The following is an 18,314-nucleotide window of genomic DNA, read 5'->3' as shown; positions in this document are numbered from 1 at the left end:
CTCCCCCAATTAGCTAAATGACTAACATAAAGCTTCAAGAGAAAACTTTAGTTTTAAAGTTTTCTCTTGAACTAATATTTAACTAAAAATATAACATAAAGAGAAAGGCTAGGTATACAAATTATGAAGAGCTATATGGACGTAATAGATTTTATAAATAATACAAAGCTAAATTTAGAAAATCAATATTATTCTACAGGAGAAGAATTAAAAAAAGATTTTTTCAAGATAAATTCATTAGTGTGGAAAGATTTAAATGATTTATTTTATGAAGATTTAAGCAATGTATATGAAATTCATAAATACTTAGTAGATGAAGTATGCAAAATACACGAAGAAGAATATGATGATTATAATAGCCGAATTTTAAAAGAAAATATTAATATAAAGAAAATAGAAAATGAACTTAAGGATGGGAAAAGAGCTTTTAATATATATTCTTTAAATGAGGAAGGCTTTGAATATTATTTAATAGGAGATATACACTCAGATACTATTAGTATAAAAAGAGTTTTAGAAAAGGTGGATTTTTTTAATAGAATTGTAAACAAAGAAAAAATTAGATTAGTATTTTTAGGAGATTATGTGGATAGAGGTAAAAAGCATTTAGAATGTCTCCAATATATACTATCTTTAAAGTATATATTCTCGGAAAATGTTTATATTTTAAGAGGAAATCACGATGGAGGTTCTATAAAGGATGGAGAAGTTGTCTCCTGGGTTAGAGTTCCAGAAGAAGACGATAAAGATGACTGGTTTTATCATTATCTATATCATCTTACAGATGTAAATAAAACAATTAAGTCTGATATTATAGAAATTTATTCAAGATTTTTTGATAGCTTATGCAATATAGTTTTTATTTGTAATAAAAATATTGTAATGGCTACTCATGGTGGTTTGCCAAGATATAAAAAAGATAGAGATAGATACTACTATTACATAAATAGCATATCAGATTTAACCAATAAGGAAATAGTAGATAATCTAAATAAGACCATAGTGGATAATATGATGTGGAGTGATCTAAGCATTAATGGGAAAGATTTAAGGGAAGATAATGGAAGATTTCGATTTTCAGAAGAGCATTTTGAAGAATTTAAGGATTTAATAGGGTTTGATTTATTTGTGCGAGGACATGAAGCAGAATTTAAAGGTTATCATAAATTTTTTAATGATAGTTTAATCACTATTTTTTCTAGTGGAATTATTTTAGAAAATGATGAAAATATAAATCGTGAAACTGCTTATAAAAGTGTAGAACCCAAAATACTTAAAGTAGATGAAAAAAGTAAAATTTCAATTATAGACATTAATAAATAAAAACTGCATAAAGCAAAAATATAAATAGAAAGTTTTAAAAACTTTCATTAAAATAAAAAATTAAGAAAGGATAATATCTTATGACCAATCAAAATCAAATAATATTAAGACTTATATTATCAGCTATAATTGGGGGACTGATTGGATTAGAAAGGGAAGCAAATAATAGACCAGCAGGACTTAGAACTCATATTTTAGTAACGGTTGGCTCAACATTAATCATGCTAGTATCTATAGATGGCTTTTATGATGTGACAACTGGTTTATACCTTGGTGATCCAGCTAGATTAGCTTCTCAAGTAATAAGTGGCATAGGTTTTTTAGGTGCTGGTACTATTTTAAGAACTGGCAGTCATATAAAAGGACTTACTACAGCTGCTAGTTTATGGGTTTGTGCCGGCATTGGATTAGCTATTGGTAATGGATATTATTTAGGAGGATTAGTGACTACAGGAATTGTACTTATAACATTGGTAAGTCTAAGATCTTTTGAAAAAAAGGTTCTTAAAACAAATTATAGGACTTTGGAGATAACTGCAAACAATAGGCCAGGCATTATTGGTGATATTGGGATTTTGTTAGGAATATATAATATTAGTATAAAAGATATTTTCCTAATGGATAGTGATGATACCATAATAACAGCTTTTATTCAAATTAAATTACCTAGTAATATCAATATAAATGAATTTATACAGGATATTCATAAAATAGATGGAATTTTTCAAATTGGATTTGCAGAGGAACAGTTCGATTCTGTGATTTAATCTTAAAATGATGTTAATACATAGTTATGAACACAAAATAAGGAATTTATTAAACGGGCAAGAATGAGCGGTTTATAGACTACGTGAGAAAATACATTACATAAAAGATAATTATGTATTAATGATTATTAGTACTATATGCTTACAAACGGTAAATCTATTATAGATTTACCGTTTGTAAGCATATGTCATTAACGAAATAATTCTATCCCGTGTAAATTCTTAAGAAAACCTTAAGGATTAACGCAGAATTATATGAAAATTGTTGTATATAATTTATTTGAAAGAGTTATATTTTCGAATTTATAGCATTTGGGGAATAGAGGTGATGTGGGGATAAGTGAAATAATAAAAAAGAAAAATGTAATGAAATCAGAAGTTTTGCGTATCAGCATATGATGAAATGTATTTTACTATTATCTTATTTCAAAAAAATATAAAAAATTCATTGGAAAGGAAGAGCAAAATGAAAAGAAAATTGAAGTTGTTTTTAGTAGCTATTTTAGTGACCGTGTGCTTTTTAGGCTCAATTCAGCCATTAGTAAACAATACCTCAATTGCATTAGCTGAAGGTATTAAAGATGAACTAAAAATATCACAAGTATATTCAGGATTTAAATTAATGAAAAAGGAACATATTGAGGATATAGATTCAACAGTTTTTGAGTTTGAGCATGAAAAAACAGGGGCAAAACTTGCATGTATTAAGAATAGTGATAAAAGAAAGGTATTTGGAATTGCCTTTAAGACATTACCAAAAGATGATACTGGAGTGAATCATATAATAGAACATGTAGTTGCAAATGGAGTTAATGCTATAGGTAATCCTTATACTGGATCAGATTTTACTCAATATTTTACTTTTAGTGATAAAGAGGATGAGTTTAGACGTAATATGGGTGAATATTTAGATGCAGTATTTTTTCCCAATATAAATGATGGTGAGATGCTTTTTATGCAGGAAGGATGGCGTTATGAAATAGATTCCCCTGAAAAAGAGTTGAATGTGAATGGTATTGTATACAATGAGATGAAAGGCAGATATTCTCCTACAGGTAAACTATGTGAAGTTGTAGACAAATCTTTATTTCCCAATACAATATATAGATTTGATTCAGGGGGAAATCCAGTTGATATACCTAAACTTACTTATGAAGAATTTTTGAAAACTTATAATAAAAACTATACTCCTTCTAATTCCTTTATATATCTTTATGGAAATATGGATATTGAAAAGACATTGGAATTCATAAATAATGGTTACTTAAGTAAATTAAAGAAAATAGATTTTGATAATAAAATTTATAAAGAAAAACCCTTTGATAAAATGAAAGTTGTAGAAGATTATTATTCATTACCAATGGGGAGTAGCGTAGAGGATGGAACTTATCTATCTATCAACTATGCTTTTGATAAAAATACGGATTATGAAACAAATATGGGATTAGATATGCTGGAGATGTTGCTTCATTCCAATTCTTCACCTTTTTATAAGAAAGTTTCACAAAGTGGAATAGGGAATTTTCTTGGCACCGTTGGAGATGATATACAGCAGCCAATGCGGGGTATCATAATATCCAATTCAAATGAAAGGAAGAAAGAGGAATTTTTGAAAATAGTAAATGAATCATTAAATGATATAGTGAAAAATGGTTTTGATAAGGAATTGATTAATTCAGTGCTCAACTCATATGAATTGAGTATACGAAAGGACAACTTGTCCGAAGAGAGATGGAGAGACTATATGGACAAGGCAAGAAATACATGGTTGTATGGTGGAGATTTGATGGAATGTTTTAAAGTGAATTCACAAATTGAGAAAATAAAGGGAAAAGCAGATGATGGATATTTTGAAAAATTAATTCAAAAGTACATGTTGAATAATAATTATTCATCCCTTGTAGTTCTAAAGCCAAAGCTAGGTTTAGAAGAGGAAACGGTAAAGAAATTAAATGATGAGCTTGCTAGATATAAGGCAAGTTTATCTAAAGAAGAGTTAAATGCTATCATAAACAAAAATAAAGAATTTAAAAAATGGCAAGAAGATTCTTTAAAACTCAAAAAAGAAAAGTCATTCGAAATTAGTTTAGAAGATAGAAATAAAAAGGTTGAAGAAATACCAATAAATATAAAAGAAATTGAAGGGATGAAAATATTAAATCATCCAATATATACAAATGGAATTCAATATGTAGATCTATACTATGATACAACTAAAGTTCCACAAGATAAACTAATGTATTTAATATTATTAACTAAGATGCTAGGAAATGTTGATACTGAAAATTATAACTATACTCAACTTAACAATGCTATATATACTTATACAGATGGAGTTTCCATTGAAGCAATAGCACTTGAGGACAGTAAAAGTAAGGACAATTTTTATCCTAAGGTACTAATATCTTTTAATACACTAAAACATAAATTAGATAATGCATTTGACATATTAAATGAAATAACTAATAAAAGCAAACTTGATGATAAGGATAATTTAAGAAATCAGATTCAACGAATAAAAACAAAAATTCAATTTGATATAGAAAGCGATCCTTTTTATTATCTTTCATCACAGGTTTCGTCTTATGATTCTCAATGTGAAAAATATAGGAATTTAAACTATATTCCATTCTATCAGTTTATTTGTGATTTAGATAAAAACTTTGACAAGAATTCAGATGAAATCATAAAGAATCTTGAAGAAGTAAAAAATATGGCATTTGATAAAAACAACTTAATTGTCAGCTTTACTGGAGATAAAACAGATTATAATGATTTTGAAAAGAGCTTTAAGAGTTTTAAGAATAATATAAAGGCCAACAATCTTTCAATACAAAAGTATGAATTTGACGACTCAACAAAAAATGAAGGCTTTATAATACCATCAAAAGTTCAATATATAGCAAAGGCTGGAAATTTTAAAAAGTTAGGGTATGAGAACAGTGGAAAATTGGCTGTATTAGAGAAGGTTTTAAGTAGATATTTAAGCAAAGAGATTAGGATAAAAGGAGGAGCTTATGGTGGAAATGCTATGATAACTGATTCATCTGTTATGCTCTATTCATATAGAGATCCAAATCTAAAAGAGACTATAGAAGTATTTAATGGAGCAGGTAATTATCTTAGAAATTTCACCGCAGATGAAGAAAAAATGGCAGAGTATATTAATAGAGCACTATTTATTGTTGACTATCCTAGAGAGCCAATTTATAAAGGATCAGATTCTGATGATATGTATATAACAGGAAAGACACAGGAAGATATACAAAGATATAGAGATGAAATTTTATCCACTACGGCAGAAGATATAAGAGGCTATGCCGATATGATAGATGAAATTTTGAAGCAGAATAATATATGTGTAATCGGAGAAGAAACTAAAATAAAATCTGAAAAGAGTTTATTTAATACCATAAAGAATCTGCTTTAAGGTCATCGATAATTAACCAAGCGAATAAGATATAAGATGAAAAATAGGGTGAGAATTGAAACGTTTATTATTTGTTTTGATTCTCACCCTAATATATTTTTTAAATATAATTTGATAATGAAAAATAATTGATTATAAGAGAAGGACTTGAGTGAAAAATGTAGAATTATAGATAGAAGGATTAAAAATAGAAATTAATCGTGCTATTTTTAGTGATGAAAAATAATAATTGAGGTGAAGATAATTGAAAAAAAGAAAAACAGTCACTGTATTTACCATTATATTTATTATAATGACTCTTATTAGTGTATGCCATAACTTTATAATGCCTATATATCCATTATCCAAATTACAAAAACAAATAGGCAGTTCAAGTTCAGTAGAAATTATAGGTGGTGCAGATGGGCCAACGGCTCTTTATATAACAAAAGAACCATCTTTATATATTTTTACCGTCATATTTGCATTGCTTTCAATAGCTGGAGTTTTATATCTTTCTCATATTAAAAGATCAGAAAAATAAGTAATGAAATTGTAATAAATATAGTAATGATAATTTTAAAAAGTGAAATCAAAATAATCAATATAAGAATTAAAAAGGAGACCGTATGAATATAATAGAGGAAGTCTATAAAGAGCTAATTAAGCTTGGTTTGTTAAATACCAATCATATTGATTTGGAAGAAATTCAAAATAAAGATGGAATTTATCTATTTAGAATTGCATATGAAAACAAACATTTTGTACTTAAATATTTTTTAAATGATGAATATGCAAGAGAAATAAAAAATTATTCTATTCTTGAAGAGTTAAATATACCCACAATTAAAGTATATGCTCGTACAGATAGAGCCTTATTGCTTGAGGATTTAAAAAGAAGTAAAAAATATAGATTAGGAAAGGAATCAGATTTAATGAATACTGAAGTAGCAAAGGTACTTGCTACTTGGTATGTTGATTTACACACTAAGGGAGCAAAATATATATATGAAAATGGTAGCAACCTTTATAGAGAATTTGATGTTGTTACAAGGGAAAACATTGATTTAATAAAAAACAAATCTAACACTAGTGATAACAGAGTATGGGATTTAATACTTGATAACTATGATTTAATTTTTAGCAAAATTGGAGATCTTGAAGAAACCCTAACTTATAATGATTTTTATTGGACCAATCTTGCAGTTGGCAATGACGGAAAAGAAGCAATGATGTTTGACTACAATCTGTTGGGTGTAGGTTTTAGATACAATGATATTAGAAATGTGTGTTCATCACTATCAGAAGAGGCTGGGAAGGTGTTTATTGAAGAATATGGTGCTATTGATGAAGAAGAGAAGATAATTGATGACGGTATATCTACTCTAGTTACTTTAATATTTGCATATAGACGACCTAAATTCCCTAATTGGGCTGAAGAGTCATTAAATACTATTCACAGTGGTGAGCTAGAAAAGGCTATTGAAAGCATATTAGATTTGTAAGACAAGTGAAATATCCCTTTGTCTTGAGACTGTCTTGCAGAGCAAATAATAAAAGGAGGAAGTGAGGAAGGTTATGATTTGTGAAATTTGTGAGTTAAATAATTTAAAAACTTATAAATATGTGGTGATTATAGCTAAGTATCGTGATAAATGGGTTTTGTGCAAGCATAAAGAAAGAAATACATGGGAAACTGCTGGTGGACATATTGAATTAGGTGAAAATCCATTAGATGCTGCTAAAAGAGAATTATTTGAAGAGACAGGTGCTATTTCATTTGATATAGTGCCTGCATTTGATTACTGGGCTAGAGATGAAATTTCTAGGGCGAATGGAATGGTTTTTTATGCAGAAATAAAGGAATTAGGAGATTTGCCTGAAAGCGAAATGGAAAAAATAAAGTGCTTTGAAAAGTTGCCATCGAATCTTACCTATAAAGATATTACACCAAAGCTATTTCAGTATTTACAGAACAATTTTGAAAGTATATTATCGGCATAAGGTATATAAAATATCTATTTACACATAGAAGCTGTTGGGATAAAGGGCTTATTATTGAAAGTACCAAACATAGTCGAAAACGGGCAGGTTAGTTTCCTGCCCGTTTATCATTTCATATTAATGTAATGGTATTTCAGATAATTGTTCTCCAAATAATAATGCTTGAAGATTATTTACATCAACTATTTTATCAAAACATAATGATTCAGTATAATTTTCTTCGAATTTATCAAATTGACTTTATCCTCCAGCTTAAAACATTTCTTGTGTTTTTCCACTTTTATATTTAATACCTCGTAGACAAATTGGTTATAGAGTATCTAAATGATTCAGATTTGCCTCTTTATTTTCTTCAACTTTCCAGATATCGCTTCTTGAATAGGTGATATATCAATGATTTTCACCATTTTTTCAACTCCCTTCACTATATACACGAATCAAGAATGCAAATGGTGACATTATTATAACATCTAATTTTTTTGTAACTTTTATACTCATTTCCCGAATATATAGTGGAGGGTGATGAAATGAATATAAAATTAGAAAATATCAGCAAAAAATATAAAAGTGTAAAGGCACTTGATAATATCAATTTGGAAATTAATTCTCCAGCTATGATTGGATTTGTAGGTCCTAATGGAGCAGGGAAAAGTACACTTATGAAGATGTTGGTAGGACAATTGCTTCCTACAAGTGGAAGTATCACAGTAGATGGAGTTCCTTTAAATAAGAATGAAAAGCATTTGAAAGAAAGATTAGGCTATTTGCCTCAGGATTTTGGACTGTATGAGGAACTGACTGTGGAAGAATTTTTAGACTATATGGCTTGTCTAAAAGGTATAAAAGAGAACAAAGAAGGATCAATTGACAGGGTCATTAGTATGACAAGCTTAGAAGAAAAAAGGAAGTTTAGGATAAAAACCCTTTCAGGAGGACAAAAACAAAGAGTAGGTATTGCTCAGGCAATACTAAATGATCCAGAACTATTGATAGTCGATGAACCTACAGTAGGACTTGATCCGGAAGAAAGAATTAAGTTTAGAAACCTTTTTTCAGAAGGGTCAAAGGACAGGATGGTTATACTATCGACTCATATTATTGAAGATATAGAATCTATATGCAATTCAATTATAGTTTTAAATAAAGGTAATATACTTTTTGTTGGACAACCTAGTGAACTGGTTAAAGAAGCTTTGGATCATGTAGGAACTATAGAGATTAAAGGGAATGATAGAGAAAAGATATTGGAAAGTGAAATGAAAGGTGAATTCAAGATTACTTCCACTGTAATTACTCCAAATGGAACTAAATATAGGGTAGTATCTGAAAGTTTGCCATCATCTTTTGAAAAGATAACCCCTTCTTTAGAAGATGCTTATGTATATTGTATGCTGAAAGGAGAAGTTCAAAATGGCAAATAAGATTTTATTGGTCAAGAATGAGATTAAATATATGTTCAAGGAAAAGGTCATTATTTTATTAATTCTAGCTACATGTATTATATTGGCAATAGGAATCAATTCATTGAACATGACAAATGATTTCAACTTATTTTATATAAAAAGAAATTCGTCAACTATATCCTTTAATTCTGCAAAGTTTGGAGCTACTATTTGCTCTCTATTGTTTGCTTTATTTACTGTACTTAAATTGGATAAAGATAAGAGAAAGAGAAGTAGAACTATTGTAGAATCAAATTTAGATTATTTATATATAATAGGTGCTCGAATTTTTTCTATAATATTTTATGCTGTTATAACAACTATAATTGGAATGATAGCAGTCATGGCTATACAAAAGTTAATATATAATATTCCAATTGATATATCATATTACCTGTTTAGCTACCTCATAATATTTTTCCCAACACTTTTGTTTTCTATTTTGATGATATCTGGGCTCTATCTTTTAACAGAGAGTTTAGATATGAGCGTTATAACCTTTGGAATGATTTTTATAAATAGTTTGGAATCAAATAATTACCTGTTAACTTGGGTACGAACAAATTTGGATATCGTTTCAGATTTTGCAGGCATAGGTCCTATAGGTAATACTATTATCTACAATAGATTATTATGGTTTTTAATTTCCCTATCCATATTTGGTATAGGATTATTATTTAGGAGAAGATATGAAAGTGGTATAGGTAGTTCATTTTTAATTAATATGAAAAGTAAAGGATTATTAACTTTAACTATACTTGTCATATTGGGAAGTGGATTTGCTTATACAAAGGAACCCTATACTATGGAATTGATGAATGACTTGGATATATCCATAGATGAAAATATTTGTTTAGATAGTATCTGTCCAGAAATTAAATTTGATAGTGAAAATGGAGAGATGAATGCTCATGTTTCATATAGTTTTATAAACAACGGTTCAAATACAATTAAGTTTGATATAAATGATGGACTAAAAATAAATTCTTTAAAAGTTAATGGGGAAGAAATAGTATACCAAAAGATTAAAAATGTTATTGAAGTATCTATTCCTGATGTAGAAAAGGTGAATGTAGATATTTTTTATAGTGGAAGTGTCAAATGTGATAAAAATGGTGTAGGTAGAGGAATGCCTGGATATATTTCAAAGGAGAGCATATATTTGCTAGAGGCTTCAAATTGGATTTTTAGGCCTCTAGTTGCGGAGGGAGATATGATAGATATTTCTGGATACTATATAGCACCAGATTATTTAACTATGGTAGTACCAGGTAGACTTGTAGATGTAGAAACAATTGATGAAAATAAAAAGTGGATATTTGAATATAGTTCTCATACTGCAGATATTGGAGCATTTGCGTCCAAATATGAAAAAGCTCAAATAGAGGTTGACAATGTAGCTGTTGAGTTTTACTATACATCAAGGCATGAAGAATATGTGGACAATATGAAAATAGTAGATCATATAAAAAGTATGATGGAGTATTATACCCAAAATATTGGTGAATATTATTCAAAAGATTATCCGTTAAAGATTGTTGAGGTTTCCATATATAAGAGGGGAGGTCACTCTTCTGAAAATGTTATAACTTTTGCTGAAAATACTATAAATCGTGATAACAGCATGTATTCTATATTGAATAAAAATAATGAAATAGAAGATTTTAGAAAAGTAGACATTTATGCCAATGACTTAAATTTAATAGCTCATGAAGTGGCTCATCAATGGTGGGGAACAGGTGTAAATGTTATAGATGATACTCCTTGGTCGTGTGAAGGGCTTGCAAACTATTTTTCATATAAATATATACAGAAGGAATTTGGGGACATGGTTTCTTCAGGTGTTTTCTTACAACCTTGGAAATACAGATTAAACGAACTTAAAAATTATTATTATATAAATAATGATGATATGAAAGAGAAGTTAAATGAAAGGTTTATTAGATCATTGGAAATGGAAAAAAGACAAGCTGAATTGTATTATTTAATGCCTCTTAAGCTTTTAAAAGGAGAAGAAATTCAAGGGGGAAAAGTTTTTTTAGAGGGAATACAAGGAGTATATAGAAGACATCTGTTGAAAGATTTGACTTATGATGAATTTCTTCAAGAAATGAATCTTACTAGGGAGGCGATTGATGTTGATTAATTTATTAAGGTATGAGATTAAAAGAATTGTATGGTCTAAAAAGTACTTGTATATTGTTTTATTGATTGTAGCGAGTACTTATGATTCATTGATGAGATTAATAACAGGCGGATATATGGGAACAGCACCTTTTTCGGATTGGACATATACACTTTTCCTAAATTTGATTTCTCCATTGTTAATGGTTGCTATGATATTTATCATATCGAATACTTTTAATGATAAGGAAATGAGAGCAAGGAGTATTGTGCTTTCATCACCTATATCCCAAACTCAATACTATATACTTAAATCTGCTGCTGTATTTGTTACTTTTATACTGACATCTTTAGTTCCAATTTTTATGAGTTTTATATATTATAAAGCTATGTTTGGATATAATGAGTTTGGAAGTTTTATTAACCTTATATTTGTTTTTTTATTTCCAACATTTATATTCTTTTTAGGACTTAGTATGTTTTTAGGGAAGATAAATATAAAATTAATTTATGGCTTGATTCCTGTAGCATTTTTGATGGGAGCTTTAAATCTAGGCGGTAATATAATACCCATATGGGTAGATATGTTTGGAAATAACTTTTTTGATATGTATTCACTTTCAATGCTCATAGGAAGGGAAATGGAAGTTGTGCCTTTTGAAATGCCAAATACATTTATTTATACAAGATTAGAGTTTATCTTATTGGGACTTATGTTTCTATTGTATACATGTAATAAGGGAGAAAAAAAGTAGTGTAGTTGGAGGTGAAAAGGTGGATGAACAATTAGAGTTATTGAAAGAAGGAAATGAACAAGCTTTTGAGGAATTTGTGATTAAATATAAAGATGAAGCTACAAAATTTGCAGTAAGTATATTGAAGGATTATCATACTGCTGAAGACATAGTACAGGATAGTTTTGCTACTTTTTTTGTATATAGAGAAAGGCTTAAAAGCTATAATACTTCAAAAGCTTACTTGTTTTCTATTGTTCACAACAAAGCAGTTGATTATATTAGAAAGAATAAAAGAAATGTGATTTTAGATATAAATGCTATTTCTACCTTTTCTCCTGAAGAACAGATAATAGATAAAGAGCGTAGGGATAGCCTTATAAAGGGTTTTAATAATTTAAATGAGAAATATAAAAAAGTGTTCTATCTATATGCTTTTCAAGAAATGTCTTATAAAGAGATATCTCAAGTATTGGGAATGAGTTTAGCTCAAGTTAAAATAACTATTTTTCGTGGAAGAAAAAAATTAAAAGAGTTATGTAATGAAGGATTTATTAGTGGGAGGTGCATTAAATGAATGGTAACAAAGATAATCACAAATATTTAAATGAAGTTTGGAATCGGGTTAGAATTTTAGAATATGATAAGTCTCAACTTGAAAAGATTAGAGAAAATAAAAGAGTGTTGAGAAAAATACAACTTCGTTGGTTTCTATTAATATTTGGAGTCTCAACTGTCCTAGCATTAACTTTATACTTTAAACTGGGTTTAGAGATAGTGTCACTAACAATATCTACTTTCGTTTTTTTGAGCGCTTCTCAACTCTATGAATATTTTTCATTCAGAGAGATAAGGAGGAAAATTTACTATGAACATTGAAGTTATGAATCTTACAAAGGATTATGGTTCTACTAGAGTTTTAGACAATATAAATCTCAATATAAATAAAGGACTTTATGGATTTTTAGGACCAAACGGTGCAGGCAAGACAACTTTTATGAAAATATTATCAACTTTAATACCTAAAACTTCAGGAGAAGTTTATTTTAATGGAATAAGTGTTGAAAATAGAAAAGAAATAAGAAAGATAATAGGCTATCTTCCTCAAAAATTTTCTTTTTATCCTAATTTTACAGTATATGAAGTTTTAGATTATTTTGCTGCACTTTCTAATAGAAAATTGTCTAGAAGTGAAATATTATCTAAATTAGAGGAAGTACATCTACAAGAACTATTTAAGGTAAAGACAAAGGCTCTTTCTGGAGGAATGAAAAGAAGGCTTGGAATAGCAGTAGCTATGGTAGGAGAACCAGAAGTATTGATAGTAGATGAGCCAACAGCAGGACTTGATTCAGAAGAAAAGATTAAAATGAGAAACATATTTTCTGAAATAGGAAGGCATAAGACTGTATTGTTGTCAACTCATGTTGTTGAAGATATAGCATTAAGTTGTAGTACTCTAGTAGTTTTAAACAAAGGCAAAGTTGTCTATGATGGTACAGTTAGAAATATGATCCAACAAGCTAAAGAAAAACCTTCTTCAAATGGGGAGCTGATTTCTCCAACATTAGAAGATGCCTATATGAAGTTTATAAGGGAGGTGTAGATTTATGTTTGGCAAGATTTTTTCAAAAGAACTAAAACACCAATTTACAAGCTTTACTATCATTATTTTAATAGTATCTACTTTTTTATTTTATTATACTCAATTTATTGGAGATTTAAAAAGAGATTGGGTGAAGCCCATACCTTCCAGAACAGATACTAAAGTTCTTTGGGGGAAAAAAGAAAGTGTATTGACACTTAATGATGAAGTACTTATGAAATCTGTATATGAAAATATGAAAGTGGATTATGAAAAAGGAGATACATTGAAGATTAAAGGAATCAATAGAGTATATGAAAAAATAAATGATGAACAGAAAGCTGTTTTAAAGGAAGCTATTGAAGAATTTGAAGATAGTTCCTTTGACATGAGTTATAATGAATTTAAAAATATTAGGGAAAAAATAGACAGAACTTTAGGAGGGAATACAGCCTATAGTGAAGACTATTATCGTTTATGTTTCGCTAGCAAAGAGCCTTATGAAGTAGAGAAAAAGGAATACGAATCCATTCTTAAAGAAGATAAGGTTACCAATGCTTATGCTAGGCTTTTTGCTGATTACATTGGAATAGGAATAGGCTTTTTCATGGTATTTGTAACTGCCTTTACTTTTGTGAATGATAAAAGGTATGGTACAGATGAACTTATATATACTACTGAAATATCATCTTTTAAATATGTGGGAGGAAAGTATTTAGCTGATGTGCTTACCGCTTTTATTATAGTATTGCTAGTGGCAGGGCATGCTACTTGGCTGTTTCATGGTTTTTCAAAGGCAACTGGCGATAGTATTTCCTATACAGCCTTTTTTAAATATTCAATATTGTGGATTTTACCTACAATCATGTTTGTTACATCTTTGAGTTATGTACTTCAAATTATTTTTGATAATGGTACTGTTCCTATTATTATACAGTTTATATATTGGATGTATAGTATAGATATACACAACAACCAAATTTCAAAATATATAATTAGATTTAACAATATAGTCCCCTATTCAGAGTTTCAACCTTCAGAGCATGGTATATTCATAAATAGAATTTTCTACACATTCTTATCCACAATATTACTTTTTGTAGCAGTAAAACTTTGGAATAGAAAGAGATGTGTGTTAGATGATAAATTTTAAGTTGTATTATATCGTATAATTATTGTTTCTATTGAGCTTATATTTGGACTGTTTTGTGGATTCATCATACTGACTAAAAATAGACATATAGTCGATAAAACGACATGGCTCACAAACAAGTAAATTACAACCCTATGTGAAATTTATATATAATGAAGAAATTTATAATCAAAGTAAGTGTCCTTTTTTCGGCATTTACTTTTTAAAATTTCACGATTTATTTTAATTATAAAATTAAAACAAATTAGGAGTATCAATGGTTTGTACGCATTTTCATATAAATTTTTATAAACAAGTAGTATTGTGGCATGATATTTGCTATATTTAATGATGGTAATTAAAGACTTATAGGGGGTGACGACTTTGGCAAGAATATCGATTAGATTGAAACAGCATGTAGGAGCACCTTGCGTTCCAACTGTTCAAGTTGGAGATGAAGTGAAAAGAGGGCAATGTATTGCAGAACCTTCAGGACTAGGTGCTAAAATACATTCAAGTGTTTCTGGAAAAGTAGAGGCTATAAATGATAAAGAAATAGTCATACTTGCAGATGATGTTCAAGACAAGGACTATATAAAAATAAAAGAATGTGATTCAATAATTGACACGGTTTATGAAGCAGGAATAGTTGGAGCAGGTGGAGCAGGTTTTCCAGCTCATATAAAACTTAAAGCTGAAATACCAAATGGATATATAATAGCAAACTGTGTTGAATGTGAACCTGCACTTCATCACAATATAAATTTGCTAGAAAATGACCCTGGAATTGTCATAAGGGGAATAGAATATGCAATGAAAGCAACAAAAGCTCCAAAAGCATATATAGCAATAAAAGCAAAAAATGTGAAGGCAATTGAAGCTATAAATAAATACTTATCTGGCTCCAAGAATATTGAAGTAAAACAACTAAAAGATATGTATCCTATGGGAGAAGAAAGAGCAATCATTCATGCCATATTTGACAAATGGCTTGAACCAACACAGCTTCCTCTTGAAGCAGACTGTGTAGTTTTGAATGCTGAAACTCTTTCAAATATAACAAGAGCTGTTGAAGATAGAAAACCTGTTATAGATAAGGATATAACTGTTGTAGGAAAGATAAAAGGTGGAAACAAGCCTCATATTCTTTCTCAAGTACCTATTGGAACTCCAATTGTAGATCTCATAGAAGATTGTGGAGGAATTGATGGGGAATATGGAGAAATAATCATTGGAGGGCCATATACAGGAAAGGCAGAAGATTTGGATAGTGCTGTTGTGACTAAAATGTCAGGAGGCGCAATAGTGACCATACCTTTCCCAAAATATGAAGGTCCTATAGGGCTTTTGGTATGTGCTTGTGGTGCCAATGAAGAGAGACTTAGAGATGTTGCTTCAAAAATGGGGGCAGAAGTTGTTGCTGTGACAAAATGTAAAAATGTTGTAGATGTGAGAGGAGCCAACAAATGCAAGACTCCAGGAGATTGTCCAGGACAAGTTGAGGGAATCATGGCTCTTAAGAAAGGTGGAGCAAAAAGAGTTCTTATTTCTAACTGTAGCGATTGTTCCAATACTGTAATGTGTTGTGCACCTAAAATGGGACTTCCTGTATATCATCATACAGATCATGTTTTTAGAACATTGGATTATCCATTGACAAGAAGATTGCCTATGGAAGAAAATAAATAATTGAAAGGAGGATTTTATATATGTCAATGAGTGCTGAACATGCAGCAGAGGTGAAGAATGAAGTTGCTGTTGTATGTTGTAGAACAGAAGAAGGTACAATAATTTCACCAGAAAATTTAGAAGATCCAAGTATATTTCCAGATCTTGTTGATTCAGGACTTTTGACTATTCCGGATGATTGCTTGAAAGTAGGCGAAGTAGTTGGAGCAAAACTTATAAAGACAATAGATTCACTTACACCAATTACTCCAGATATAGTTGAAGGGGCTAAAAAAATTGAAGAAGTAAAAGAAGTAAAATTGACTGAAGAAGATGAGAAGGCTGTTTTAAAATATAACAAGAGTAGAGGAGAAGTTGTAAGTATAGATGATTTAGAAAATCCAATGCATTTTGAAAAACTTTCAGATTCTCTTCTTATAGATTTAAATGACAGAGTACTTTCTAGAAAAGAGGTTGTAGGAAAGAAACTAATAAAAGATGTAGTTGCATTAACTCCTATAACAGCTGATATGCTTGAAGGTTATGAAGATATGGCAGTTGAACCTCAAGAGATTTCTCAAACTACTGTTGTTAATGGTGGAATTTTAAAAATAAAAATAAGCGAAGGAAAAGGAATAGACATAGAAGTTCCTTTAGGAGTTGGAGGAGTTGCTACAAATTCTCCAGTAAAAGTTGAAGCTCCTAAAAAAGATATAGAGTTAAAAACTATAGAAGAGCCAACAGTAAAATATGAAGATAAAGTAGTTAGAAAACTTGTAAAAAAACATTTTAAAATAGATGAAGTAAAATTTGCTCCTGAAACTAAAATAGAAGGAAAAACTCTTTATATAAGAGAAGATATATGTAAAGATGCAGTAAAAGCTGACCATTTAGTAAAAGATATAGTTATAGATATTATTACTCCAGATAAATACAATACTTATAGTGAAACTATAATGGATGTTCAACCAATTGCTACAAAAGAAGGAGAAGATAAACTAGGTACAGGAACTACAAGAGTACTAGATGGAGTAGTAATGATGGTTACTGGTACTGATGAAAATGGTGTTCAGATAGGTGAATTTGGTTCATCAGAAGGAATACTTGAAGAAAATATTATGTGGGGAAGACCAGGAGCACCAGACAAGGGAGAAATATTTATAAAGACTCAAGTAACTATTGCAGCAGGGACAAATATGGAGAGACCAGGGCCTCTTGCAGCTCATAGGGCTACAGATTATATCACTCAAGAAATAAGAGAAGCTCTAAAAAAACTTGATGAAAGTAATGTTGTAGATACTGAAGAATTTGAGCAGTATAGAAGGTCAGGAAGAAAGAAAGTAGTTATAGTTAAAGAAATAATGGGTCAAGGGGCAATGCATGACAATTTGATTCTTCCTGTTGAACCTGTTGGAGTTCTTGGAGGAAAACCAAATGTTGACCTTGGAAATGTTCCAGTAGTATTGTCACCTCTTGAAGTTCTTGATGGGGGAATACATGCTCTAACATGTATTGGACCAGCATCCAAGGAATGTTCAAGGCATTATTGGAGAGAACCACTTGTTCTTGAAGCTATGAATGATCCAGAAATAGATCTTTGTGGAGTTGTATTTGTAGGAAGCCCACAGATAAATTCAGAGAAATTCTATGTTTCTGAAAGACTTGGTATGCTCGTTGAGACAATGGATGTAGATGGAGCAGTAGTTACAACTGAAGGTTTTGGAAACAATCACATAGATTTTGCAAGTCATATAGAGCAGATAGGAATGAGGGGAATTGAAGTAGTTGGAATGTCTTTCTGTGCTGTTCAAGGAGCATTAGTTGTTGGAAATAAATATATGAAGTATATGGTTGACAACAACAAATCAGAAGCAGGCATAGAAAATGAAGTTTTAGGTTGTAATACGTTGTGCAAGGAAGATGCTATAAGAGCTCTTTATATGCTTAAAACTGCTATGGCAGGGGAAGAAGTGAAAGATGCTGAAAGAAAGTGGAATCCAAATGTAAAGGAAAGCAATCTTGAAGCAATTGAAAGAGCTAATGATACAAAAATTGAAAGAGTTGAAAATGAAACTTCAATTCCTATGAGCCAAAAAAGACTTGAAAAATATTCAACAAAGTAGGTA

General features: G+C 29.8%; 15 protein-coding genes. All 15 read left to right on the top strand.

The features are described from left to right. Window positions 1–123: 123 nt before the first annotated feature. The 15 genes from BUA21_RS08165 to prdA all read left to right on the top strand — a co-directional run bounded on the left by BUA21_RS08165 (window position 124) and on the right by prdA (window position 18,311). Entirely contained in the window at window positions 124–1,323 is a 1,200-nt protein-coding gene (locus BUA21_RS08165) for a metallophosphoesterase family protein (RefSeq protein WP_072744320.1), read from the top strand. Between the two features lie 80 nt (window positions 1,324–1,403). Continuing rightward, window positions 1,404–2,090, top strand: a complete 687-nt coding sequence (locus tag BUA21_RS08160) for an MgtC/SapB family protein (protein WP_072744319.1) — start codon at window positions 1,404–1,406, stop codon at window positions 2,088–2,090. 466 nt (window positions 2,091–2,556) lie between these two features. Further along, on the top strand, window positions 2,557–5,520 hold the full coding sequence (locus BUA21_RS08155) for an insulinase family protein (RefSeq protein WP_159429096.1): 2,964 nt from the start codon (window positions 2,557–2,559) through the stop codon (window positions 5,518–5,520). Between the two features lie 244 nt (window positions 5,521–5,764). Continuing rightward, entirely contained in the window at window positions 5,765–6,043 is a 279-nt protein-coding gene (locus BUA21_RS08150; RefSeq protein WP_072744318.1) for a hypothetical protein, read from the top strand. Window positions 6,044–6,128: 85 nt separating this feature from the next. After that, window positions 6,129–7,004 carry a hypothetical protein gene (locus BUA21_RS08145; protein WP_072744317.1) on the top strand — a complete coding sequence of 292 codons (876 nt, stop codon included), beginning with the start codon at window positions 6,129–6,131 and terminating at the stop codon, window positions 7,002–7,004. Window positions 7,005–7,077: 73 nt separating this feature from the next. Continuing rightward, window positions 7,078–7,503 carry an NUDIX hydrolase gene (locus BUA21_RS08140; protein ID WP_072744316.1) on the top strand — a complete coding sequence of 142 codons (426 nt, stop codon included), beginning with the start codon at window positions 7,078–7,080 and terminating at the stop codon, window positions 7,501–7,503. A gap of 527 nt (window positions 7,504–8,030) precedes the next feature. Beyond that, a complete protein-coding gene (locus BUA21_RS08135; protein ID WP_072744315.1) occupies window positions 8,031–8,924 on the top strand; it encodes an ABC transporter ATP-binding protein in 894 nt (297 codons plus the stop codon). Further along, window positions 8,914–11,091 (top strand): M1 family aminopeptidase, encoded by a 2,178-nt coding sequence (locus BUA21_RS08130; protein WP_072744314.1) that lies wholly within the window; start codon window positions 8,914–8,916, stop codon window positions 11,089–11,091. Before BUA21_RS08135 ends, BUA21_RS08130 begins: the two co-directional genes overlap by 11 nt. Then, window positions 11,081–11,824: a hypothetical protein gene (locus BUA21_RS08125; protein WP_072744313.1), complete on the top strand. Its 744-nt coding sequence runs from the start codon at window positions 11,081–11,083 to the stop codon at window positions 11,822–11,824. The genes BUA21_RS08130 and BUA21_RS08125 overlap by 11 nt, the downstream gene beginning before the upstream one ends. A gap of 19 nt (window positions 11,825–11,843) precedes the next feature. Next, window positions 11,844–12,380: an RNA polymerase sigma factor gene (locus tag BUA21_RS08120; protein WP_072744312.1), complete on the top strand. Its 537-nt coding sequence runs from the start codon at window positions 11,844–11,846 to the stop codon at window positions 12,378–12,380. Next, window positions 12,377–12,682: a hypothetical protein gene (locus tag BUA21_RS08115; protein WP_072744311.1), complete on the top strand. Its 306-nt coding sequence runs from the start codon at window positions 12,377–12,379 to the stop codon at window positions 12,680–12,682. Before BUA21_RS08120 ends, BUA21_RS08115 begins: the two co-directional genes overlap by 4 nt. Further along, window positions 12,672–13,409: an ABC transporter ATP-binding protein gene (locus tag BUA21_RS08110; protein WP_072744310.1), complete on the top strand. Its 738-nt coding sequence runs from the start codon at window positions 12,672–12,674 to the stop codon at window positions 13,407–13,409. Before BUA21_RS08115 ends, BUA21_RS08110 begins: the two co-directional genes overlap by 11 nt. A gap of 4 nt (window positions 13,410–13,413) precedes the next feature. Beyond that, a complete protein-coding gene (locus BUA21_RS08105; RefSeq protein ID WP_072744309.1) occupies window positions 13,414–14,541 on the top strand; it encodes an ABC transporter permease in 1,128 nt (375 codons plus the stop codon). 363 nt (window positions 14,542–14,904) lie between these two features. After that, entirely contained in the window at window positions 14,905–16,209 is a 1,305-nt protein-coding gene (gene prdC, locus BUA21_RS08100; RefSeq protein ID WP_072744308.1) for a proline reductase-associated electron transfer protein PrdC, read from the top strand. Window positions 16,210–16,229: 20 nt separating this feature from the next. Continuing rightward, window positions 16,230–18,311 carry a D-proline reductase (dithiol) proprotein PrdA gene (gene prdA / locus BUA21_RS08095; protein ID WP_072744307.1) on the top strand — a complete coding sequence of 694 codons (2,082 nt, stop codon included), beginning with the start codon at window positions 16,230–16,232 and terminating at the stop codon, window positions 18,309–18,311. Window positions 18,312–18,314 lie beyond the last annotated feature (3 nt).

The organism is Sporanaerobacter acetigenes DSM 13106, assembly GCF_900130025.1.
Taxonomy (GTDB): Bacteria; Bacillota; Clostridia; order Tissierellales; family Sporanaerobacteraceae; genus Sporanaerobacter; species Sporanaerobacter acetigenes.
The sequence above is the reverse complement of the archived record's forward strand: the minus strand, read 5'-3'. Positions and strand labels throughout refer to the sequence as shown.

What these genes read in the sequence shown, in the direction of transcription:
- BUA21_RS08160 (WP_072744319.1), top strand. Translation starts at nt 1,404, where the DNA reads ATGACCAATCAAAATCAAATAATATTAAGACTTATATTATCAGCTATA.
- BUA21_RS08125 (WP_072744313.1), top strand. Translation starts at nt 11,081, where the DNA reads ATGTTGATTAATTTATTAAGGTATGAGATTAAAAGAATTGTATGGTCT.
- BUA21_RS08135 (WP_072744315.1), top strand. Translation starts at nt 8,031, where the DNA reads ATGAATATAAAATTAGAAAATATCAGCAAAAAATATAAAAGTGTAAAG.
- BUA21_RS08115 (WP_072744311.1), top strand. Translation starts at nt 12,377, where the DNA reads ATGAATGGTAACAAAGATAATCACAAATATTTAAATGAAGTTTGGAAT.
- BUA21_RS08145 (WP_072744317.1), top strand. Translation starts at nt 6,129, where the DNA reads ATGAATATAATAGAGGAAGTCTATAAAGAGCTAATTAAGCTTGGTTTG.
- BUA21_RS08155 (WP_159429096.1), top strand. Translation starts at nt 2,557, where the DNA reads ATGAAAAGAAAATTGAAGTTGTTTTTAGTAGCTATTTTAGTGACCGTG.
- BUA21_RS08140 (WP_072744316.1), top strand. Translation starts at nt 7,078, where the DNA reads ATGATTTGTGAAATTTGTGAGTTAAATAATTTAAAAACTTATAAATAT.
- BUA21_RS08105 (WP_072744309.1), top strand. Translation starts at nt 13,414, where the DNA reads ATGTTTGGCAAGATTTTTTCAAAAGAACTAAAACACCAATTTACAAGC.
- BUA21_RS08110 (WP_072744310.1), top strand. Translation starts at nt 12,672, where the DNA reads ATGAACATTGAAGTTATGAATCTTACAAAGGATTATGGTTCTACTAGA.
- BUA21_RS08165 (WP_072744320.1), top strand. Translation starts at nt 124, where the DNA reads ATGAAGAGCTATATGGACGTAATAGATTTTATAAATAATACAAAGCTA.
- BUA21_RS08130 (WP_072744314.1), top strand. Translation starts at nt 8,914, where the DNA reads ATGGCAAATAAGATTTTATTGGTCAAGAATGAGATTAAATATATGTTC.
- prdA (WP_072744307.1), top strand. Translation starts at nt 16,230, where the DNA reads ATGTCAATGAGTGCTGAACATGCAGCAGAGGTGAAGAATGAAGTTGCT.